Consider the following 20,085-nt stretch of genomic DNA (forward strand, 5'->3'; position numbering starts at 1 on the left):
CCACCCCCGGTGCCCCGGCCGCGGCGGCCCGGGGGGGGGCGGTGGGGGTCCGCGGGGGGGGCCCGGCCCGTGTGCTGTCGCGGCCCCGTGTGCTGTCGCGTCGGTGTGCCGTCGTGCGGGGCGCGTCACCACCTCGGCCAGGACCAGGAGACGAGAGCCTCCCATTCATGGTCCACGACGCCGGGAAGGGTTCGGCCCTGGGAGGACCAACTGGCCATCAAGGACGCGTAGATGGGCTCCACCGAACGGTCCGCGGACGACCGGACCGCCCGCCTCCCCCGGCCCGTCGGCTCCGTGCGGCTTCCCGGCTCCTTGCGGCTCGCCGGAATCAGCCCCTGCCGTTCCCAACGGCCCTTGTGCTCCGCCATGCCCCCAATATCCCGTACCGCCCCCCTTCCTGGCGGGCGAAAGGACCGAACGCTCCGGCCGGCGCGCCACGCGCTCCGCTGTTCGGGTCACAGACCGCAACCGGGTCGCGGACGACGGTGTTGACCAACGCGTCACTTCATCGGTGGAGTGCGCATCCTGAAGGCTCGAAGGGAATCATCATGAAGAAGCTGTGGGCAGCCGCGGCCGTGACCGCGTCTGTGGCCGGAGTCTCGCTGGCTGCCGCCGCGCCGCAGGCACTCGCCATCGGCAACGACAACGGCACCACGTCGCTGAGTGGCAACGAGGCCGTGCAGTCGTTCGGCAACTCGGCGACGTACGGCGAGCAGAGCCCGCAGCTTTCGCTCGTCCAGGGTTCGCTGAACAAGCCCTGCGTCGGCCTGCCCGCCAAGGCCAACGTGGGTTCCCTCGTGGGTCTCGTGCCAGTCGGTGTCCAGGACGTCAACGTCCTGTCGAACCCGCAGAACCAGCAGTGCTCGGAGAACTCGACGCAGGCCAAGGGCGACGAGCCGCTGTCGCACGTCCTGGACGGCATCCCGGTGCTGTCCGGCAACGGCACCAACAACCACTGAGCCGGCCACCACGGCCGGCCGAGGGCCCTGCTCGACGGACGCTCGTCGAGCCGGGCCCGTTTTCATGCCGTGACGAGAAAGCCTACGAATAGAAAAGCGGCTCAGTGCTGTTTCACTGCCCGCAGGACGACGAACTTCGGATTGCTCGCGACCGTCTCGCAGTTGCCGAAGAGGCGGCGGAGCCTGACGTGGTAGCCGAGGTGGCGGTTGCCGATCACCCACAGCTCACCGCCGGGGCGCAGCGCGGCGCGTGCCCCGGTGAACATGCGCCAGGAGGTGCTGTCGGTCAGGGCGCGGTGGGTGTGGAACGGCGGATTGTTCAGCACCAGGTCGACCGACTCGCGCTCCACGCCCGACAGCGCGTCGCCGACCAGGAACTCGGCCCGGCCGCCTTGTCCCGCGTTCGCCCGGAACGTCTCCTCGGCCGAGGCGACCGCCTGGAACGACTCGTCCGTGAACAGCACCTCCGTCTCGGGATTCGCGACCGCCATGGCCGTACCGACCACACCGTTTCCGCAGCCCAGGTCCACGACGCGGACCGGGCCGCGGCTGCGCGGCAGATGCTGCAGGAAGAAGCGGGTGCCGATGTCGAGGCGCTCGGCGCAGAAGATGCCCGCGTGGTTGGTGACGGGCCGCCCCGACATCACTCCGATGTCCGTGGGCAGGTCGTAGTCGCGCGGCCAGGACTCCCCCGCACCGGATCCGGACTCCGTACGGGCCGGGTCCGGGACGGAGAAGATCAGCCGGGCCTTCTTCGCGGCCAGCGAGGTCCGGGTCGGGCCGATGATCCGCTCGAACAGCTTCAGCGTGGAGGTGTGGATCTCCGTCACCATGCCCGTACCGACGACGAGGGTGCCGGGGTGGACGTGCGGGGCGAGCCGCTGCAGCTGGTCCTCCAGCAGCGCGAGGCTCTTGGGGACGCGGACCAGCAGGACGTCGATACGGTCCGGGGGCGTGTCCCGGGTCGACAGCAGCCGGACGCCCGCTGCCTCACCGGGGCGGTTGCGGGCGAGGTTGGCGCGGGTCGCCTGCTGGGTCAGATACGAGTCGGTGATCTGTACGGGCCGGTGCGCGGCGAGCGCGGTGACCAGGGCGCCCCAGCGGTCGCCCAGGACGACGACGGTGCCGGACAGATCCGCGGGCTTGGGATCCTCGGCGCCGGCCTCACCGACGAGGTGGCGCACCGCCGCCTCGCCCGCGAGGTGGTGCAGCAGGTACTCGTCGGACGCGTCCCAGGCCCTGAGCTGGTCACGGGGGTCCTCGGGAAAGCGGGTGAGCCCGAGGTCGCCCCATGACGTGGTGAAAATGTTCATCGTCCTCTCAGGCTACGCGGCCGCCTTCGAGAGCTCCGCCGCGCCGAACGAGACGTCGAAGCGGTCGCACCAGATGCTGACGCTGGAGTACTTGCTCAGATCGACGTCGGCCGGCAGTGCGTAGTTCTGGTCGCCCTTGTTGCCCTTGAGCTTGCCGAGGCTGACGTGCGCGCCGTCGTCGAAGACCCGCCAGCCCGCCGCGCCCTCCTTCACGGGCGCGTCGGTCAGCCAGACCCGGAGGTCCGGGCCGCTGCTGGTGTCCAGTCCCTCCAGCCGCAGGATGCGGGAGCCGTCGGCGAGCTCGACGATCCTGACCGTGCCCTTGGTGGCGTGCTCATGGCTGATGAACGTGCCCGTGGCGAGGGTCCTGGGCGCGGCGGGGGCGGACGGATCACCGGGCGCGGACGGGGCCACCGCCGCGGGAAGCTTCTCGCGTACGGTCTCGTTCTCCCACAGCTTCCACGGCTGGAACCAGTACAGCCCTGCCGCGACCACCACCGCGACGACCACGAGGCCGATCGCGAACACGGGCTTCCGCAGCACTGAAATGTTCATGAGGCCCATTGAAGCGGGCCGGAGGTCCCTGTGGACCACCTCACGTGGTGACGGAAGTCTTACGTCGCGCGGAGCCCCCGGCCCGGCCAGACACCCCCGGGGCGGGCGAGGTCACGCTCCGGGAAAGCCCGTCCTGCCGATTCCCGTGGCGCGGAAGGCAGTTGCCTCAGTCGTCGCCGCCCTCCAGGTCGCCCTCCGTCTCCAGGAGGACGTCGCGCAGCGCCGCGACGACCGCCGGATCGGGCTTCTCCCACATGCCGCGGGACTCCGCCTCCAGCAGGCGCTCCGCGATGCCGTGCAGGGCCCAGGGGTTCGCCTGCTGGAGGAATTCGCGGTTCTCCGGGTCCAGGACGTAGGCCTCGGTGAGCTTGTCGTACATCCAGTCGGCGACCACACCGGTCGTGGCGTCGTAGCCGAACAAGTAGTCCACGGTCGCGGCGAGTTCGAAGGCGCCCTTGTAACCGTGGCGGCGCATCGCCTCGATCCACTTGGGGTTGACGACGCGGGCGCGGAAGACCCGGGAGGTCTCCTCGACGAGCGTGCGGGTGCGGACCGTCTCGGGGCGGGTCGAGTCGCCGATGTAGGCCTCGGGGGCGGTGCCGCGCAGCGCACGGACGGTGGCGACCATGCCGCCGTGGTACTGGAAGTAGTCGTCGGAGTCGGCGATGTCGTGCTCGCGGGTGTCGGTGTTCTTCGCGGCGACCGCGATCCGCTTGTACGCCGTCTCCATCTCGTCACGGGCGGGGCGGCCTTCGAGGCCGCGGCCGTACGCGTACCCGCCCCACACCGTGTACACCTCGGCGAGGTCGGCGTCGGTGCGCCAGTCGCGGGAGTCGATCAGCTGCAGCAGACCGGCGCCGTACGTGCCCGGACGGGAACCGAAGATACGGGTGGTGGCGCGGCGTTCGTCGCCGTGCTCGGCCAGGTCCGCCTGGGCGTGCGCCCGTACGTAGTTGACGTCGGCGGGCTCGTCGAGCGAGGCGGCAAGCCTTACGGCGTCGTCCAGCAGGCCGATGACGTGCGGGAACGCATCCCGGAAGAAGCCGGAGATACGCAGGGTGACGTCGATGCGCGGGCGGCCCAGCTCCTCGGCCGGGACGGGCTCCAGGCCGGTGACGCGGCGGGACGCCTCGTCCCAGACGGGGCGGATGCCGAGCAGCGCGAGGGCCTCGGCGACATCGTCGCCGGCGGTGCGCATCGCGCTCGTACCCCACAGGGACAGGCCGACGGAGGTGGGCCACTCGCCGTTGTCGGTGCGGTAGCGCGTGAGCAGCGACTCGGCGAGAGCCTGGCCGGTCTCCCAGGCGAGGCGGGACGGCACGGCCTTGGGGTCGACCGAGTAGAAGTTACGGCCGGTCGGCAGGACGTTGACGAGGCCGCGCAGCGGCGAACCGGAAGGTCCTGCCGGGACGAAGCCGCCGTTCAGCGCGTGGACGGCGTGGTCGAGCTCGTCGGTGGTGGCGGCGAGGCGCGGGACGACCTGGCGGGCGGCGAAGTCGAGGATGTCGGCGACGGCCTGTCCGTATCCCTCCGCCACGGAGGCGACGGCGGCCGGGTTCCATTCGGCCGCCTCCATCGCCTCGACCAGCGCGCGGGCCGCGGCCTCCGCCTCGTCGGCGGTGGTGCGGGTGGCGGCGGACTCGTCGAGGCCGAGGGCTTCACGCAGGCCGGGCAGGGCGGTCGTACCGCCCCAGATCTGCCGGGCGCGGAGGATGGACAGGACGAGATTGACGCGCTCGGGTCCGGTCGGCGCACCGCCGAGCACATGCAGACCGTCGCGGATCTGGGCGTCCTTGACCTCGCAGAGCCAGCCGTCGACATGGAGCAGGAAGTCGTCGAAGCCGTCGTCGTCGGGCCGGTCGTCCAGCCCCAGGTCGTGGTCGAGCTTCGCGGCCTGGATCAGGGTCCAGATCTGGGCGCGGATGGCCGGGAGCTTCGCCGGGTCCATCGAGGAGATCTGCGCGTACTCGTCGAGCAGCTGCTCCAGGCGCGCGATGTCGCCGTACGAGTCGGCGCGGGCCATCGGCGGGACGAGATGGTCGATGAGGGTGGCGTGCACGCGGCGCTTGGCCTGGGTGCCCTCACCCGGGTCGTTGACCAGGAACGGGTAGATGAGCGGCAGGTCGCCGAGCGCCGCGTCGGGGGCGCAGGCGGCGGACAGGCCCGCGTTCTTGCCGGGCAGCCACTCCAGGTTGCCGTGCTTGCCGAGGTGGATCATCGCGTCGGCGCCGAAACCTCCGTCGTCCGCGGAGGCCGCGATCCAGCGGTAGGCGGCGAGGTAGTGGTGCGAGGGCGGCAGATCGGGGTCGTGGTAGATCGCGATCGGGTTCTCGCCGAAGCCGCGCGGCGGCTGGATGACGACGAGGAGATTGCCGCGGCGCAGGGCGGCCAGCACGATGTCGCCCTCGGGATTGCGGGAGCGGTCCAGGAACATCTCGCCGGGCGCCGGGCCCCAGTGCTCCTCGACGTGCTCGCGCAGTTCCTGCGGCAGGGTCGCGTACCAGCGCTTGTAGTCGGCGGCCGGGATACGGACCGGATTGCGGGCGAGCTGCTCCTCGGTGAGCCAGTCCTGGTCGTGGCCGCCCGCCTCGATGAGCGCGTAGATCAGCTCGTCGCCGTCGCCGGACGCGAGGCCGGGGATCTCCTCCGTACCGAAGTCGTAGCCCTCCGCCTGGAGCCGGCGCAGCAGCGAGACCGCGGAGGCGGGGGTGTCGAGGCCGACGGCGTTGCCGATGCGGGAGTGCTTCGTCGGGTACGCGGACAGGACGAGGGCGAGCCGCTTCTCGGCGTTCGGGATGTGGCGCAGACGGGCGTGGCGTACGGCGATCCCGGCGACGCGGGCGGCGCGCTCGGGGTCGGGGACATAGGCCGGGAGGCCGTCCTCGTCGATCTCCTTGAAGGAGAACGGGACGGTGATGAGTCGGCCGTCGAACTCCGGGACCGCGACCTGGCTGGCGGCGTCCAACGGGGACAGGCCCTCGTCGTTCTCCTCCCAGCTGCTGCGCGACCCGGTCAGGCACAGCGCCTGCAGGACGGGCACGTCGAGCGCGGCGAGCGCGCCCGCGTCCCAGGACTCGTCGTCGCCACCGGCCTGTGCCTCGGCGGGCCTGGTGCCGCCGGCGGCGAGGACGGTCGTGACGATGGCGTCGGCGCCGCGGAGCTGTTCGAGGAGCTCCGGCTCGGGGGCGCGCAGCGATGCCACGTAGAGCGGGAGCGCCCGGCCGCCCGCGTCCTCGACGGCGTCGCAGAGGGCACCGACGAAGGCGGTGTTCCCGCTCATGTGGTGGGCCCGGTAGTAGAGCACGGCGATGGTGGGGCCGGTGGGGCCGCTGGTGCTCTTCGCCTCGCGGTCCAGGGGGCCCCAGGTGGGCGCCGGGGCCGGGGGCTCGAAGCCATGACCGGTGAGCAGGACCGTGTCCGACAGGAAACGGGCGAGCTGCTCCAGATTGTCCGGACCGCCGTGGGCGAGGTAGGCGTGCGCCTCGGCGGCGATCCCGATCGGGACGGTGGAGGCCTCCATCAGCTGGGCGTCGGGGGCCTGTTCGCCGGTGAGGACGACCACGGGCCGGTCCTGGGCCAGCAGCTGGTCCAGACCCTCCTGCCAGGCGCGGATACCGCCGAGGAGCCGTACGACGACGAGGTCGGTGCCGTCGAGGAGCGCCGGCAGCTCGTCGAGCGGGAGCCGGGAGGGATTGGCGAAGCGGTACGCCACCGGGCCGTCGTTGCCGTCGGCCGCGCGGGCGCTGAGCAGGTCGGTGTCAGAGGTCGACAGCAGCAGGATCGTCGCGTGCGTCATCGCGTGCGCAGGCCTTCCTCGGGGTGTCCGCGCCCCGGGTGGTCGTAGGACGGCGGGAGTTCCTGACTTGCCGGGTCCCGAGGGCCCGGCTCACAGTGGCGGGACCGCGCCGGATTCTCACCGGGCTTCCTCCCTAGGGCCCTGGGACCCCGTGCCGTTCTGCATAGTAGAGGCTGGCCCTTGCCGGCAGGGCGGCCACCTGGAATGACGTGGGTATGCTCGCCGCCATGCCGCCCACACCGCCAACACCCCCGGACCGGGACGAACCCCGCATTCGGGACCGGGGAGACGCATGCCCGGGCGCGCTGCGGCTCCACGCGGCGGACGACGGGCAGCTGGCCCGACTCCGGTTGCCCGCAGGCATCTTGACGGCACGTCAGGTCAAAGCCCTGGCCGATGCGGCGGAGCGGCTCGGCGACGGGGCGCTGAGCATCACCTCCCGAGGGAACGCGGAGCTGCGCGGCCTCGGCGAGGGGTGCGGTGCGCGGCTCGCGGGAGTGCTCCGGGAGGCCGGACTGTTGCCCTCGGACACGCACGAGCGGGTACGCAACGTGCTGGCCTCACCGCTCGCCGGACTCGACGGACTCGGGTACGGCGACGTCCAGTTGTGGGCGCGCGAACTGGACGCACTGCTGTGCGCGAGCGACTGGGCTGCCGGGCTGTCCGGGCGATTCCTGTTCGCCCTGGACGACGGGCGCGGGGATGTGGCGGGCCTCGGTGCGGATGTGACCTTGCTCGCAGAGCCGGGCGGCTCGGCGCTCGTACGCGTCGGGGGCCAGGCGTTTCGCGTCCGCGCTGCCGATGCCCCGCGCGCGGCCCTCGCCGCCGCGGAAGCCTTCCTCGCGGCGGCTGTCGCGGCAGGCACGGGGGCGTGGCGGGTGCGGGAGCTGCCCGGTGGGCAGGACATTGCCGTGGGGGCGTATCTGGAACGGGCGGGCGTTGCTGCGGAACCGTTCCCGGCCCCGCCCCTTCCCGGCTGTGTCGATGTGCGGCTCCGCCGCGTGGGGAGCAAGCCCCCGGACCCTCGTACGGCCTTCGGCCGTGAGGCGGAACCCCTGCCCGGGCTCGTGGAGAGTCCCCGCGGCTGGGCCCTCTCCGTCGCCGCCCCGCTCGGACGGCTCACCGTCGCACAGCTCCGCGCGCTGCTCCCCGCGCCCGCGGACGAAGTACGGCTCACGCCGTGGCGCGGAGTCGTCGTGCCCGGATTCGCCGACCGCGCGGCGGCCGAGGCGCGGCTCGCGCAGCTCGGCGAGGCCGGGCTGATCACCGGCGCCGACTCCCCCTGGTACGGCGTCGGCGCCTGCACCGGCCGGCCCGGATGCGCCAAGTCGCTGGCCGACGTACGGACCGACGCGACCCCCGGCCGGGGCGGCCTGCCCGTGTACTGGTCCGGCTGCGAGCGCCGGTGCGGACATCCGCACGGGGAGTACGTGGACGTCCTGGCCACGGCGGACGGCACGTACCGGGTGACCGTGCAGGGCGCCGATGTACCAGTCGACGGGCCGACCGGCGTACCGACAGACCAGGGACTGGCCGACGCCGTTGCGGCGGCCCGGACCGCGACTGTTCCCACGACCGTCACGAAGACCGTCACGAAGACCGTCCCCACGACCGTCACGAGATGAGCGAGAGCACAGTGTTCGACTACGAGAAGGACGGCGCGGAGATCTACCGCCAGTCCTTTGCCACGATCCGCGCCGAGGCCGATCTCGCCGCGCTGCCCGCCGACGTCAGCCAGGTCGCGGTGCGGATGATCCACGCCTGCGGCATGACCGACCTCGTCCGCGATCTCGCCTACTCGCCCGGCGTGGTGGCCCGCGCACGCGCGGCCCTGCGCGCCGGCGCGCCCATCCTCTGCGACGCCCAGATGGTCGCCAGCGGTGTCACCCGCAAGCGGCTGCCCGCGGACAACGACGTGATATGCACCCTCTCCGACCCGTCCGTGCCCGCGCTCGCCGCCGAACTCGGTACGACGCGCAGCGCGGCCGCGCTGGAGCTGTGGCGCGACCGCCTCGACGGCGCGGTCGTCGCCGTCGGCAACGCGCCCACCGCGCTCTTCCGGCTCCTGGAGATGATCGAGGAGGGCGCGCCCCGCCCGGCCGCCGTCATCGGCGTGCCGGTCGGTTTCATCGGCGCGGCCGAGTCCAAGGACGCGCTCGCCGTGCACGGTTCGGGCCTGGAGCACCTGGTGGTGCGCGGGCGGCGCGGCGGCAGCGCCATGGCCGCGGCAGCGATCAACGCGATAGCGAGTGAGGCGGAGTGAGCGACGTGACCGGGAAGCTCTACGGCGTCGGGCTGGGGCCCGGCGATCCGTCGTTGATGACCCTGCGCGCGGTGGAGGTCATCGCCGAGGCGGACGTCGTGGCGTACCACAGCGCCCGGCACGGCCGTTCCATCGCGCGCTCGATCGTGGCGAAGCACCTGCGCTCCGACCACATCGAAGAGCGGCTGATGTACCCGATCACGGTCGAGACCACCGATCACCCCGGCGGCTACCGCGGCGCGCTCAACGACTTCTACGAGGAGGCCGCGGAGCGGCTCGCGGCGCATCTCGACGCGGGGCGGACCGTGGCCGTGCTCGCGGAGGGCGACCCGCTCTTCTACGGCTCTTACCAGCACATGCACAAGCGGCTGGCCCACCGGTACCCGACCGAGGTGATCCCCGGGGTCACGTCGGTCAGCGCGGCCGCGGCGCGGCTCGGACAGCCGCTCGTGGAGGCCGAGGAGGTGCTGACGATCATCCCCGGCACACTGCCCGAGGAGGAGCTGACGGCCCGTCTCGCCTCGACCGACTCCGCGGTGGTGATGAAGCTGGGGCGGACCTTCCCGGCGGTGCGCCGTGCGCTGGAGCGCGCGGGGCGGCTGGACGACGCGCGGTACGTGGAGCGGGCGACGATGCCGGGCGAGCGTACGGAGCCGCTGGCCGAGGTGGATCCGGAGTCCGTGCCGTACTTCTCGGTGGCGGTGCTGCCGAGCCGTATCGACGAGGTGCCCCCGGCCGCGCGTGCCGAGGGTGAGGTCGTCGTCGTGGGCACCGGCCCGGCTGGTCCGCTGTGGCTGACGCCCGAGACGCGAGGGGCGCTCGCCTCCGCCGACGACCTGGTCGGCTACACGACGTACCTGGACCGGGTGCCGGTCCGGCCCGGCCAGCGGCGGCACGGCTCCGACAACAAGGTGGAGTCGGAGCGCGCCGAGTTCGCGCTGGACCTCGCGCGGCGCGGGCGGCGGGTGGCGGTGGTCTCGGGCGGCGACCCGGGGGTCTTCGCGATGGCCACGGCGGTGCTGGAGGCCGCCTCCCAGGAACCGTACGAGGACGTTCCCGTACGCGTCCTGCCGGGCGTCACCGCGGCGAACGCCGCGGCGGCCCGCGCGGGCGCCCCGCTCGGGCACGACTACGCGACGATCTCCCTCTCCGACCGGCTCAAGCCGTGGGAGGTCATCGCGGAGCGCCTGCGGGCCGCGGCCGCCGCGGATCTCGTACTGGCCCTGTACAACCCGGGCTCACGCAGCCGCACCTGGCAGGTCGCCAAGGCCCGCGAACTGCTTCTGGCGCACCGCGCCGCCGACACCCCCGTCGTCGTCGCGCGTGACGTGGGCGGCCCGGAGGAGAGCGTACGGATCGTGCGCCTCGGCGAACTGGACCCGGCGGTGGTCGACATGAGGACGCTGTTGCTGGTCGGCTCCTCTCAGACCAGGACGGTCAGGAGGGGGTCGGGAGCCGGGGCCGGCGAGGAGATCGTCTGGACCCCGCGCACATACCCCGGTTAGGGAGTGTCCGGCGGATCGGGCGGGATCAGCGAGTCGCAGGGCGTCGCCAGCCCGGCAGGATCCGCCGGACAAGCCCTGGGCCTGTCCGGCGCTGGGACTGTGCACTGCGCACGGACCCGCTCCCCGTCGGCCTGCCCGGCCCTCCGTCGCGAGCGCGGGACGGGCACGGGACGGGCACGGGACGGGCACGGGCCGGTCAGTTCGCGGCCATGACTTCGCGGGCGGCCCGTTCGCCGGAGCGCACCGCCCCCTCCATCAGTCCGTGCATCAGCGTCGCCGACTCCGTACCGGCCCAGTGGATCCGGCCCACGGGCTCGCGCAGCGCGCTGCCGTAATTGGTCAGCGCGCCCGGCGGGAAATGGGCGACCATCCCACCCAGCGACCACGGTTGGCCGGACCAGTCGGTCTCCAGGTACGCGGTGGGACGGCGCGCCTCCGCGCCGAAGCGCTCGGCGAGCGCGCCCAGAAAGACCCTCTGCCGCTCCTTGGGGTCCAGGCGTCCCAGCCGGACGGCGCCGGGCCCGAACGCATAGCTGCTCAGCACTCCTGGCCGCCCCGAACGCGGGGTCTGGTCGATGGTGATCGGGAGGGGCGACTGGGGTGCGAGCGTCTGCCCCGACAGCTGCTGCCCCCTCCAGAACGGCTCGGGGTACTGCGTGAGCACCCGGATGATCGCCCCGGGCACCACCCGCTGCCGCAGGTGGCTGTGCGCGGCGGGCAGCGGCGGGTCGAAGGAGATCCGGCCCGCCAGCACGGGCGGAGTGGCCACGATCACCCGTCGTGCTCGTACCGCGAGCGCATCGGAGACGACCCGCACGTCGGTGGTGTTCTGCACGATCTGCCGGACGGGGCTGGACAGGTGCACCGCAGCGCCCAGGCGTTCGGCCATCCGCCGGGCGATTTCGGGTGCTCCGCCGTCCACGAGATGGGATTCCGTCTTCCGGGAGTCGGTGTAGTAGCCGAAGCCGCCTCCGCCACGCGCCAGAACGAGGGCGCCGAGCAGCGAGACTTCTGCCGGGTCGGCGCAGAACAGCAGATTCATCGTCGACCTGAGAAGAGTGTGGGCAGTGGCCGAGGGTACGTTGAGCGGATGGGAGAGCCACTGCCCGAGCGTTCGGGCGTCCCACTCCCGTGCGCGCCGGGCCTTCCAGGGGGCGTCTGCCGGGAGCCGCCGCGCCATCAGGTTCAGGCGCAGGAGCGCCAGTCCGAGTGCGGCGAGTGCTGCGGGGCCGGTGCTGGGGATGTTGCCCCGGTAACGGTGGTTGACGCCGTCGAGGCGCACGATGCGGTCGCCCTCGTCGTACTGCGGGTACACCTCGAGCCCCAGCTCCCGGCAGAGCTGGAACATCCGGTCCTGGCCCTGTCCCAGCCACGTCCCGCCCGCGGAGACCACGGTGCCGTCGGGCAGCTCCCGGTTCCAGACCCGGCCGCCCACCCGGTCCCTGGCCTCGAGCACCACGACCTCGCGCCCGGCCCGGGCGAGCTGTCCGGCGGCCGCCAGTCCCGCGAATCCGGCGCCCACGACACACACGTCCGCTGTCACCTGCTCCATGACCCACCTCCACGCAGCAGCCTCGCCCGCCGGGGCCGACAGCGCCCGGTGGGTGATCCGGCCGGGCGGAACGGGGGTCCGTCCGGGTGGCCCGAGCGGGGACGGCGAGGAGCCCCTTGTGGCCGCCCGCTACCAGGGCGAGCGCCTGGCGACGATCGCGGCGCGACTGCAGGCGGGGGGCCCGGGGGCCCAGGTGGTCAGGGCCCCTTGGGCGACGAACGCCCGACGACCGTGCCCGCGCGGTCGATGCACACCACGTCCACCGTGACCGGCGCGCCCCGGAGCACTCCGAGCGCCTGGTCACGGGCGGTCGCGGCCACGAGATCGCCCAGGGGCACGCCGCGCGCGGCACACAACTGCAGTGCGGCGAGTCCGGTGTTGGCGGCCGCGACCTCGGCCGCCAGTGCCTCGTCCGCGCCGCCCGCGCGCGCCAGCTCCGCCAGGAAGCCCTTGTCCACCTGGGACCGGGCGGAGTGCAGATCCAGATGACCGGCCGCCAGCTTCGACAGCTTCGCGAAGCCGCCGCAGACGGTGAGCCGCTCCACCGGGTGCCTGCGTACGTACTTGAGCACCGCGCCCGCGAAGTCGCCCATGTCGAGCAGGGCGTCCTCGGGGAGGTCGTACAGCGAGACGACGGTCTTCTCGGAGGTCGAGCCCGTGCACCCGGCGACGTGCGTACGGCCCGCGGCCCGCGCCACGTCCACCCCCCGCCGGATCGAGTCGATCCACGCCGAGCACGAGTACGGGACGACGATCCCGGTCGTACCGAGGACGGACAGCCCGCCCAGGATGCCGAGGCGGGGGTTCCACGTGGAACGTGCTATCTCCTCGCCGTTGTCGACGGAGACGGTGATCTCGACGTCGCCGGTGCCGCGGTGGCGGGCCGCGACCTCGGCGATGTGGTCGCGCATCATCTGGCGCGGCACGGGGTTGATCGCGGGCTCGCCGACGTCGAGCGGCAGGCCGGGCCGGGTGACCGTACCCACGCCCGGCCCCGCCCGGAACACGATCCCCGCCCCCGTCGGCAGAATCCTTACGGTCGCACGGACCAGCGCGCCGTGCGTGACGTCCGGGTCGTCGCCCGCGTCCTTGACGATGCCCGCCATGGCGTACCCGTCCGTCAGCTCCTCCGCGGCCAGCGCGAAGGCCGGGGTCTGCCCCTTCGGCAGCGTGATCGTCACCGGGTCCGGGAAATCACCGGTGAGCAGCGCGGTGTACGCGGCGGTCGTCGCCGCGGTCGCGCAGGCGCCGGTGGTCCATCCCGGCCGGAGACCGGTGTGCTTGAGTTGGGCGCTGCGCCCGCCCGTGACCGCGGGCCCGCTCACGGAAGGTCCCCCATGCACATCCTCATCCTCGGCGGCACGACCGAGGCCCGAGCCCTCGCCGAGGCGCTGCACGCCCGTGGGGAGCGGGTGACGACCTCGCTCGCGGGCCGGGTCGCGACGCCGAGGCTGCCCCGGGGCGAGGTGCGCATCGGCGGCTTCGGCGGGCCGGAGGGCCTCGCCGCCTGGCTGCGCGGGCAGCGGGTGGATGTGCTCATCGACGCCACCCATCCTTTCGCCGGGACGATCAGTTTCAACGCGGCGCTCGCCGCGGACCAGGCCCATGTTCCCCTGCTGGCGTTGCGGCGGCCCGGGTGGGCCCCGGTTGCGGGCGACGACTGGCACGTCGTCGACTCACTGCCGGCCGCGGCGGAGGCGCTGCCCGCGCTGGGCCGCCGTGTCTTCCTCACGACGGGCCGCATGGGGCTGGCGGCCTTCGCCGCCGTTGACGGGTCGTGGTTCCTGGTCCGCTCCGTGGACCCGCCCGAGCCCCCGCACCCCGCGCGGATGGAGGTCCTCCTCGACCGCGGCCCCTTCACCCTCGACGGCGAGCGGGACCTCCTGCGCCGCCACGACATCGACGTCCTGGTGACCAAGGACAGCGGCGGCGCGGCGACGTCCCCCAAACTCACCGCCGCCCGCGAGGCGGGCATCCCGGTCGTGGTCGTCCGCCGCCCGCCGGTCCCGGAGGGGGTGCCGGTGGCGACGACGCCGCAGGAGGCGCTGCTGTGGGTGGCGGCACGAGCCTGACACAGGACCGTGCCTCTCAGTGCCTCGCCACCGCGGCCGGCTCGGGGAAGGGGACGCCGGTCAGCTCCTCGGAGACGGTCCACAGGCGCCGGGCGGACGCCGGGTCACTGGCCGCCGCCGAGCGGCCGACCAGGGTCGGTGCGCCGCGCATCTCGCCCAGGCCGTCGGGGCCGACGTAGCTCGCACCGGGCAGGTCCTCGACGGCGGCATACAGGGTGGGCAGCGCACCGGCCCGGTTGTCCTGAGCCACGAAACGGTTGCCCACCCGCATGACGGCGCGGCGCAGGGCACTGGCGTCGTGTCCCTGAAGGCTGGTGGCGGCCCAGCCGGGATGTGCCGCCACGGCGCGTACGGGGGATCCCGATTCGGCGAGCCGCCGCTGGAGCTCCAGCGTGAAGAGCAGATTGGCCAGTTTCGACTGGCTGTACGCCGTCATGGGGGCGTACTCGCCGGTCAGGTTGAGGTTCTCGAAGTGGATGCGCGGGCTGCCCGGCATCCGGTGCGCGCCGGACGACACGGTCACCACGCGGTCGGTGATGTGCGGCAGCAGCAGATTGGTCAGGGCGAAGTGGCCGAGGTGATTGGTGCCGAACTGCATCTCGAAGCCGTCCTTGGTCGCGGCTTCCGGGACGTTCATGACGCCGGCGTTGTTGACGAGCAGGTCCAGATCGCCGTGCCAGCCGGCGGCGAACTCGCGTACGGAGGCGAGGTCGGCCAGGTCGAGCCGGCGCACCTCCACGCTCCCGCGCACGGTCGCGGCTGCGGCCTCGCCGCGCTGCGGGTCCCGTACGGCGAGCACCACGTGGGCCCCCGCGCCGGCAAGCGCCTCGACGGTAGCGATGCCGAGTCCGCTGTTGGCGCCGGTCACGACGGCGGTACGGCCGGTCTGGTCGGGGATGCGGGTGACGTTCCATTTGCTGGGTTCAGTAGCCATGCCTTCAATGTAGGCATCGCCAACAATGCTGTCAATGACAACAATAGTGACAGCGACAACAATGTTGGCGGTGGTTACATGCCGGATACACTGACGGCCATGCACACCCGCCCTTACCACCACGGAGACCTCCGCGCCGCGCTGCTGGCCCGCGCCGAGGAGACGCTGCGGGAGAAAGGGCCGACAGCCCTGTCCCTCCGCGAACTCGCCCGCGACCTGGGAGTCAGCCATGCCGCTCCGAGCCGTCACTTCAAGGACAAGCAGGCCCTTCTGGACGCGCTGGCGCTGACCGGCTTCGAGCGGCTCGCCGAGGTGCTCGCGGCGTCCCAGGAAGGGGCAGGCGAGTCGTTCGCCGAGCGGCTGGACGCCACGGCCCGCGCCTACGTGGGCTTCGCCACGGCCAACGCCGAGCTGCTCGACCTGATGTACTCGATCAAACACAGCTCCGAGGCATCGGAGGCACTGCGCACGGCCGGCCACCGCTGGGCCGAGCAGACCATCGAACTGATCGGCGAGGGCCAGCGCCGGGGCGAGGTCCGGCAGGGGCCGGTGGAACGCGTCGCCCTGCCGTTCTTCACGACGCTGCACGGCTACGCCAGCATGGCGGTGAGCGGCATGCTGCCGCCGGAGATGACCGAGCACGGGCTGGACGACGTGGTCGCGTACATCCTGCGAGGGTGCGCGCCGGACTGAGAGCCGCAGGCCATCCGCGTACACGTCGAGATGGTGCATGCGTGGGCGGCGCGGGTGGCGCGGGTGGCGCGGGTGTCAGCCGTCGAGGACCTCGACCGGACCCCTAGGGCCTGTCCGGGACCCAAGCCGGGCCGCGGACGGTCGGGGGCCCCGAACGCCCGCGGGACGCGAGGGAGTTCGAGGCTCAGGAGATGCGGGCGCAGCCCGACACGTCCAGGGGTCAGTCGGCGCAGACCTGACGGTCGCGCGCCGGGTCGTACAGATGACTGTCCCTGAACTGCGACGCCGCCAGCGTCCGGCCGACGATGATCACCGCCGTCTTCGTGATGCCCGCGGCCTTCGTCTGTGACGCGATGTCGTCCAGCGTGCCCCGCAGCACCACCTCGTCAGGGCGGCTGGCCATGGCGACGACCGCGGCCGGGCAGTCGGCGCCGTAGTGCGGAAGCAGCTCGGCGACGACGCGGTCGACGTAGCGCGCCGCCAGGTGGAGGACCAGGAGCGCGCCGCTGCGGCCGAGGGTCGCCAGGTCCTCGCCCTCCGGCATGGGGGTGGCCTGCTGGGCGATGCGGGTGAGGATGACCGTCTGGCCGACCGTCGGGACGGTCAGTTCCCGCTTCAGCGCGGCCGCCGCCGCCGCGAACGCGGGGACGCCCGGCACGACCTCGTACGGAATCCCCGCCGCGTCCAGCCGCCGCATCTGTTCCGCCACCGCGCTGAAGACCGACGGGTCGCCGGAGTGGAGCCGGGCGACGTCGTGGCCCTCCTCGTGGGCGCGGACGATCTCGGCGACGATCTGGTCCAGGTCGAGCCGGGCCGTGTCGACGAGGCGCGCGTCCGGCGGGCATTCGGCGAGCAGTTCGCGCGGGACGAGGGAGCCCGCGTACAGGCAGACCTGGCACGACGCGAGCGTCCGCGCACCCCGCACGGTGATCAGGTCGGCCGCGCCGGGGCCCGCGCCGATGAAGTGGACGGTCATGAGGGTTCTCCTGGAGGGGATTTGGTGACGGACCACTGGGTGACGGGCATCGCCTGGCGCCAGCCGGTGAAGCCGCCGACCGGGACGGCGTGCGCCACCGCGAGCCGCACGAGCTCGCCCCCGTGGCGCCGGTACCGGTCGGCCAGCAGTGCCTCGGACTCCAGGGTCACGGTGTTGGCGACGAACCGGCCCCCGGCCGGCAACGCGGCCCAGCAGGCGTCCAGCAGTCCGGGCTTGGTGAGCCCGCCGCCGATGAACACCGCGTCGGGGACGGGGAGTCCGGCGAGCCCCGACGGCGCGGCAGCGGTCACGACGCGCAGGCCCGGCACTCCGAGCGTCTGCGCGTTGCGGGCGATGCGTTCGGCCCGCACCGGGTCCCGCTCCACCGTGATCGCCCGGCACGACCGGTGCGCACGCATCCACTCGATCGCGATCGACCCGGAGCCGCCGCCGATGTCCCACAGCAGCTCCCCGGGCGCGGGCGCGAGCGCGGCCAGGGTCGCGGCACGTACGTGGCGCTTGGTGAGCTGGCCGTCGCTCTCGTACGCCTCGTCCGGAAGGCCGGGCACGGCGGAGAGCCGCAGCGCGCCGGGCGACCGTACGCACTCGACGGCGACGAGGTTGAGGGGGTCGCCGGGGGCGTGCGCCCACCCGTCCGCGGTGCCGGTGACGTGCCGCTCCCGTACGGACCCCAGCTGTTCCAGTACGTGCATCCGGCTCGGCCCGTAGCCCCGTTCCCGCAGCAGCTCCGCCACCTCGCCCGGCGTGCCCGCCCCCGCGCTCAGCACCAGCACTCGCCGCCCGTCGTGCAGCGCTGCCGCGAGCGAGCCGAGGGGCCGGCCGACCAGGGTCACGGTCTCGGTGTCCTCCAGCGGCCAGCCGAGGCGGGCGCAGGCGTACGACACGGACGACGGGTGGGGCAGTACGCGCAGGGCGTCCGCGCCGAGCTCCTCCGCGAGCGCGCGGCCGATCCCGTAGAACATGGGGTCGCCGCTGGCAAGGACGGCCACGCGACGCCCGGCGTGCGCGGCGAGCAGCCCCTGCACGGCGGGCCGCAGCGGCGAGGGCCAGGCCACGCGCTCGCCCGGGCACTCGGCCGACGGCAGCAGGTCCAGCTGGCGCGCCCCGCCGATGATCACGTCGGCGGCGCGCAGGGCGGCGCGGGAGGCGTCGGGGAGCCCGGCCCAGCCGTCGGCACCGATCCCGACGACCCCGACATCCCAGGCATCCCAGGCATCCCCGGTACTCCCGACGACGGAGACGGCGGGGTCGGTCGGGCGGGGATCGGAACTCACGGACCGGAACTCTACTGGGACCCCTCGGACCCGGGCCGGGGCGGGCCGATCACTTCTGGGCGTGCTCGCCCACGTAGAACAGCAGCCAGATGAAGCCCGCGAAGAGATGCGTCGCGAACACGTACACGAAGACGCGCAGGGCGACGCCGCGCTCCTTCCAGCGCTCGCTCTCGCTCATCCAGGGCTCCTCGGGCGGGTCACGGGGTCACCGGGTCCTCACGGGGTCACGGCGTCACGGCGTCACGGCGTCACGGCGTCACGGCGTCACCGGGCATGGGTACGTCGCTCCAGAGTACGGGCGGAATAGAACCGCGATGGCCTTCGTTCGATGTGATAGTTTAACGTTCAACCACATGAGAGCTGGAGGCGAGCGCGATGCAGTTCGGGATCTTCACCGTCGGTGACGTGACCACCGATCCGACCAACGGCCGCACCCCGACCGAGCACGAGCGGATCAAGGCGACGGTCGCGATCGCGCTGAAGGCCGAGGAGGTCGGACTGGACGTCTTCGCGACCGGCGAGCACCACAACCCGCCGTTCGTGCCGTCGTCCCCCACGACCCTGCTGGGGCACATCGCGGCGCGGACCGAGAACCTGATCCTGTCCACGTCCACGACGCTGATCACCACCAACGACCCGGTGAAGATCGCCGAGGACTACGCGTACCTCCAGCACCTCGCCGACGGCCGCGTCGACCTGATGATGGGCCGCGGCAACACCGGACCGGTCTACCCCTGGTTCGGCCAGGACATCCGCCAGGGCATCCCGCTCGCCATCGAGAACTACGCCCTCCTCCACAAGCTGTGGAGGGAAGACGTCGTCGACTGGGAAGGCAAGTTCCGCACACCGCTCCAGGCCTTCACCGCCACGCCCCGGCCGCTGGACGGCGTCCCGCCGTTCGTCTGGCACGGCTCCATCCGCTCCCCGGAGATCGCCGAACAGGCCGCCTACTACGGCGACGGCTTCTTCCACAACAACATCTTCTGGCCGATGGAGCACACCAGGCGAATGGTCGAGCTCTACCGCAAGCGGTACGCGCACTACGGGCACGGCACCCCCGAACAGGCCATCGTCGGCCTCGGCGGACAGGTGTTCATGCGGAAGAATTCCCAGGACGCGGTACGCGAGTTCCGCCCCTACTTCGACAACGCACCCGTCTACGGACACGGCCCGTCGCTGGAGGACTTCACCGAGCAGACGCCGCTGACCGTCGGCTCGCCGCAGGAGGTCATCGAGCGGACCCTGACCTTCCGTGAGGCAGTCGGCGACTACCAGCGCCAGCTGTTCCTGATGGACCACGCGGGCCTTCCGCTGAAGACGGTCCTGGAGCAGCTCGACATCCTCGGCGAGGAGGTCGTCCCGGTGCTGCGCAAGGAGTTCGCGAACCTGCGGCCCGCCGGGGTCCCGGACGCGCCCGTCCACCCGGCCGTCGCCGCCCGCCGCACCACCGACAAGGAGGCCTGACCATGGAGCAGTTGAAGCTCGTCGCCGTATCGGCAGGGCTGAGCAGCCCCTCGTCGACCCGGCTGCTGGCCGACCGGCTGGCGGAGGCGGTACGCGACGAACTCGCCGAACAGGACCGCAAGGTGGAGGTCGAGGTCGTCGAACTGCGCGACCTGGCCGTCGCCATCGCCAACAACCTGGTGACCGGCTTCCCGCCGCCCGCGCTCGGCGCCGCGATCGACGCGATGTCGGACGCGGACGGGGTGATCGCCGTGACGCCGGTCTTCACGGCCTCGTACAGCGGTCTGTTCAAGTCCTTCTTCGACCTGATCGACCCGCAGGCCCTGACCGGAAAGCCGGTGCTGATCGCGGCGACCGGCGGCACCGCCCGCCATTCGCTCGTCCTCGACCACGCTCTGCGGCCGCTCTTCGCCTACCTGCGGGCGCTGGTCGTCCCGACCGCCGTGTACGCGGCGTCGGAGGACTGGGGCTCGGGCGGCGACGAGTACACCGAGGGCCTGCCCGCACGCATCCGGCGCGCGGGCGGCGAGCTGGCCGGGCTGATGGCGGCCCGGCCGGCACGCGAGGCGAACGGCGCCGACGAGGTGACGGACTTCGAGCGCCAGCTCGCGGACCTCCGCTTCGACTGATGGCGACTGCTGGCGACGAGGCCCGTGGGCACTGTCCGCTCCGACCCGTCCGACCCGGCCGGCCGTCAGGGCCCGGCCC

18 protein-coding genes and 1 riboswitch are annotated in these 20,085 nt (G+C 72.8%); of the genes, 8 read left to right on the forward strand and 10 right to left on the reverse strand.

Annotated features, from left to right (window positions below; all coding sequences use genetic code 11):
• Positions 1 to 125: 125 nt before the first annotated feature.
• Complete coding sequence (locus ACWGI8_RS18375) at positions 126 to 368, reverse strand: hypothetical protein (RefSeq protein WP_453662109.1); 243 nt, start codon at positions 366 to 368, stop codon at positions 126 to 128.
• 180 nt (positions 369 to 548) lie between these two features.
• Between ACWGI8_RS18375 and ACWGI8_RS18380 the strand changes: the two genes are divergently transcribed.
• Positions 549 to 959, forward strand: coding sequence for a rodlin (locus tag ACWGI8_RS18380; RefSeq protein ID WP_453662111.1), 411 nt, complete (start codon positions 549 to 551; stop codon positions 957 to 959).
• Positions 960 to 1,060: 101 nt separating this feature from the next.
• On the opposite strand, the gene ACWGI8_RS18385 is transcribed toward ACWGI8_RS18380, so the two are convergent.
• The 3 genes from ACWGI8_RS18385 to cobN form a co-directional block, all read right to left on the reverse strand.
• Positions 1,061 to 2,272 (reverse strand): methyltransferase, encoded by a 1,212-nt coding sequence (locus tag ACWGI8_RS18385; RefSeq protein ID WP_453662112.1) that lies wholly within the window; start codon positions 2,270 to 2,272, stop codon positions 1,061 to 1,063.
• A 12-nt stretch (positions 2,273 to 2,284) separates the two neighbouring features.
• Positions 2,285 to 2,827 (reverse strand): DM13 domain-containing protein, encoded by a 543-nt coding sequence (locus ACWGI8_RS18390; protein WP_453662114.1) that lies wholly within the window; start codon positions 2,825 to 2,827, stop codon positions 2,285 to 2,287.
• A 166-nt stretch (positions 2,828 to 2,993) separates the two neighbouring features.
• Positions 2,994 to 6,623 carry a cobaltochelatase subunit CobN gene (gene cobN, locus ACWGI8_RS18395; RefSeq protein WP_453662115.1) on the reverse strand — a complete coding sequence of 1,210 codons (3,630 nt, stop codon included), beginning with the start codon at positions 6,621 to 6,623 and terminating at the stop codon, positions 2,994 to 2,996.
• 37 nt (positions 6,624 to 6,660) lie between these two features.
• Positions 6,661 to 6,794, reverse strand: a riboswitch (cobalamin riboswitch).
• 44 nt (positions 6,795 to 6,838) lie between these two features.
• Here cobN and ACWGI8_RS18400 point away from each other — a divergent pair.
• The 3 genes from ACWGI8_RS18400 to ACWGI8_RS18410 are packed head-to-tail and all read left to right on the forward strand — an operon-like array spanning position 6,839 to position 10,391.
• Complete coding sequence (locus ACWGI8_RS18400; RefSeq protein WP_453662117.1) at positions 6,839 to 8,248, forward strand: cobalamin biosynthesis protein CobG; 1,410 nt, start codon at positions 6,839 to 6,841, stop codon at positions 8,246 to 8,248.
• Positions 8,245 to 8,886 (forward strand): precorrin-8X methylmutase, encoded by a 642-nt coding sequence (locus tag ACWGI8_RS18405; protein WP_453662118.1) that lies wholly within the window; start codon positions 8,245 to 8,247, stop codon positions 8,884 to 8,886. Before ACWGI8_RS18400 ends, ACWGI8_RS18405 begins: the two co-directional genes overlap by 4 nt.
• 5 nt (positions 8,887 to 8,891) lie before the next feature.
• Positions 8,892 to 10,391 carry a precorrin-2 C(20)-methyltransferase gene (locus ACWGI8_RS18410; protein WP_453662132.1) on the forward strand — a complete coding sequence of 500 codons (1,500 nt, stop codon included), beginning with the start codon at positions 8,892 to 8,894 and terminating at the stop codon, positions 10,389 to 10,391.
• Between the two features lie 196 nt (positions 10,392 to 10,587).
• On the opposite strand, the gene ACWGI8_RS18415 is transcribed toward ACWGI8_RS18410, so the two are convergent.
• Positions 10,588 to 11,943, reverse strand: a complete 1,356-nt coding sequence (locus tag ACWGI8_RS18415; protein ID WP_453662119.1) for a flavin monoamine oxidase family protein — start codon at positions 11,941 to 11,943, stop codon at positions 10,588 to 10,590.
• A 197-nt stretch (positions 11,944 to 12,140) separates the two neighbouring features.
• Positions 12,141 to 13,268 carry a cobalt-precorrin-5B (C(1))-methyltransferase gene (locus ACWGI8_RS18420; RefSeq protein ID WP_453662121.1) on the reverse strand — a complete coding sequence of 376 codons (1,128 nt, stop codon included), beginning with the start codon at positions 13,266 to 13,268 and terminating at the stop codon, positions 12,141 to 12,143.
• 12 nt (positions 13,269 to 13,280) lie between these two features.
• Between ACWGI8_RS18420 and ACWGI8_RS18425 the strand changes: the two genes are divergently transcribed.
• The gene (locus ACWGI8_RS18425) at positions 13,281 to 14,015 is read left to right on the forward strand and encodes a cobalt-precorrin-6A reductase (protein WP_453662123.1); all 735 of its coding nucleotides are present in this window, start codon (positions 13,281 to 13,283) and stop codon (positions 14,013 to 14,015) included.
• Positions 14,016 to 14,031: 16 nt separating this feature from the next.
• Here the strand turns inward: ACWGI8_RS18425 and ACWGI8_RS18430 are convergent, their stop codons facing one another.
• A complete protein-coding gene (locus tag ACWGI8_RS18430) occupies positions 14,032 to 14,949 on the reverse strand; it encodes an oxidoreductase (RefSeq protein WP_453662124.1) in 918 nt (305 codons plus the stop codon).
• Positions 14,950 to 15,048: 99 nt separating this feature from the next.
• Here ACWGI8_RS18430 and ACWGI8_RS18435 point away from each other — a divergent pair, with 99 nt between their 5' ends.
• The gene (locus ACWGI8_RS18435) at positions 15,049 to 15,642 is read left to right on the forward strand and encodes a TetR/AcrR family transcriptional regulator (RefSeq protein ID WP_453662126.1); all 594 of its coding nucleotides are present in this window, start codon (positions 15,049 to 15,051) and stop codon (positions 15,640 to 15,642) included.
• 220 nt (positions 15,643 to 15,862) lie between these two features.
• Here ACWGI8_RS18435 and cobM read toward each other — a convergent pair whose 3' ends face one another.
• The 3 genes from cobM to ACWGI8_RS18450 all read right to left on the reverse strand — a co-directional run bounded on the left by cobM (position 15,863) and on the right by ACWGI8_RS18450 (position 18,091).
• Complete coding sequence (cobM, locus tag ACWGI8_RS18440) at positions 15,863 to 16,618, reverse strand: precorrin-4 C(11)-methyltransferase (protein WP_453662127.1); 756 nt, start codon at positions 16,616 to 16,618, stop codon at positions 15,863 to 15,865.
• Positions 16,615 to 17,820 carry a precorrin-6y C5,15-methyltransferase (decarboxylating) subunit CbiE gene (cbiE, locus tag ACWGI8_RS18445; RefSeq protein WP_453662133.1) on the reverse strand — a complete coding sequence of 402 codons (1,206 nt, stop codon included), beginning with the start codon at positions 17,818 to 17,820 and terminating at the stop codon, positions 16,615 to 16,617. The genes cobM and cbiE overlap by 4 nt, the downstream gene beginning before the upstream one ends.
• A gap of 142 nt (positions 17,821 to 17,962) precedes the next feature.
• A complete protein-coding gene (locus ACWGI8_RS18450; RefSeq protein WP_450726849.1) occupies positions 17,963 to 18,091 on the reverse strand; it encodes a DUF6126 family protein in 129 nt (42 codons plus the stop codon).
• A gap of 197 nt (positions 18,092 to 18,288) precedes the next feature.
• Between ACWGI8_RS18450 and ACWGI8_RS18455 the strand changes: the two genes are divergently transcribed.
• Both ACWGI8_RS18455 and ACWGI8_RS18460 read left to right on the forward strand, forming a co-directional pair.
• Positions 18,289 to 19,377, forward strand: coding sequence for an LLM class flavin-dependent oxidoreductase (locus tag ACWGI8_RS18455; protein WP_453662129.1), 1,089 nt, complete (start codon positions 18,289 to 18,291; stop codon positions 19,375 to 19,377).
• A 2-nt stretch (positions 19,378 to 19,379) separates the two neighbouring features.
• On the forward strand, positions 19,380 to 20,006 hold the full coding sequence (locus ACWGI8_RS18460; protein ID WP_453662131.1) for an FMN reductase: 627 nt from the start codon (positions 19,380 to 19,382) through the stop codon (positions 20,004 to 20,006).
• Positions 20,007 to 20,085 lie beyond the last annotated feature (79 nt).

The sequence above is a fragment of the Streptomyces sp. NPDC054841 genome (assembly GCF_053611045.1).

What these genes read in the sequence shown, in the direction of transcription:
- ACWGI8_RS18380 (WP_453662111.1), top strand. Translation starts at nt 549, where the DNA reads ATGAAGAAGCTGTGGGCAGCCGCGGCCGTGACCGCGTCTGTGGCCGGA.
- ACWGI8_RS18415 (WP_453662119.1), bottom strand. Translation starts at nt 11,943, where the DNA reads ATGGAGCAGGTGACAGCGGACGTGTGTGTCGTGGGCGCCGGATTCGCG.
- cobN (WP_453662115.1), bottom strand. Translation starts at nt 6,623, where the DNA reads ATGACGCACGCGACGATCCTGCTGCTGTCGACCTCTGACACCGACCTG.
- ACWGI8_RS18425 (WP_453662123.1), top strand. Translation starts at nt 13,281, where the DNA reads ATGCACATCCTCATCCTCGGCGGCACGACCGAGGCCCGAGCCCTCGCC.
- ACWGI8_RS18450 (WP_450726849.1), bottom strand. Translation starts at nt 18,091, where the DNA reads ATGAGCGAGAGCGAGCGCTGGAAGGAGCGCGGCGTCGCCCTGCGCGTC.
- ACWGI8_RS18375 (WP_453662109.1), bottom strand. Translation starts at nt 368, where the DNA reads ATGGCGGAGCACAAGGGCCGTTGGGAACGGCAGGGGCTGATTCCGGCG.
- cobM (WP_453662127.1), bottom strand. Translation starts at nt 16,618, where the DNA reads ATGACCGTCCACTTCATCGGCGCGGGCCCCGGCGCGGCCGACCTGATC.
- ACWGI8_RS18435 (WP_453662126.1), top strand. Translation starts at nt 15,049, where the DNA reads ATGCACACCCGCCCTTACCACCACGGAGACCTCCGCGCCGCGCTGCTG.
- ACWGI8_RS18385 (WP_453662112.1), bottom strand. Translation starts at nt 2,272, where the DNA reads ATGAACATTTTCACCACGTCATGGGGCGACCTCGGGCTCACCCGCTTT.
- ACWGI8_RS18460 (WP_453662131.1), top strand. Translation starts at nt 19,380, where the DNA reads ATGGAGCAGTTGAAGCTCGTCGCCGTATCGGCAGGGCTGAGCAGCCCC.
- ACWGI8_RS18405 (WP_453662118.1), top strand. Translation starts at nt 8,245, where the DNA reads ATGAGCGAGAGCACAGTGTTCGACTACGAGAAGGACGGCGCGGAGATC.
- ACWGI8_RS18430 (WP_453662124.1), bottom strand. Translation starts at nt 14,949, where the DNA reads ATGGCTACTGAACCCAGCAAATGGAACGTCACCCGCATCCCCGACCAG.
- ACWGI8_RS18455 (WP_453662129.1), top strand. Translation starts at nt 18,289, where the DNA reads ATGCAGTTCGGGATCTTCACCGTCGGTGACGTGACCACCGATCCGACC.
- ACWGI8_RS18390 (WP_453662114.1), bottom strand. Translation starts at nt 2,827, where the DNA reads ATGAACATTTCAGTGCTGCGGAAGCCCGTGTTCGCGATCGGCCTCGTG.
- ACWGI8_RS18400 (WP_453662117.1), top strand. Translation starts at nt 6,839, where the DNA reads ATGCTCGCCGCCATGCCGCCCACACCGCCAACACCCCCGGACCGGGAC.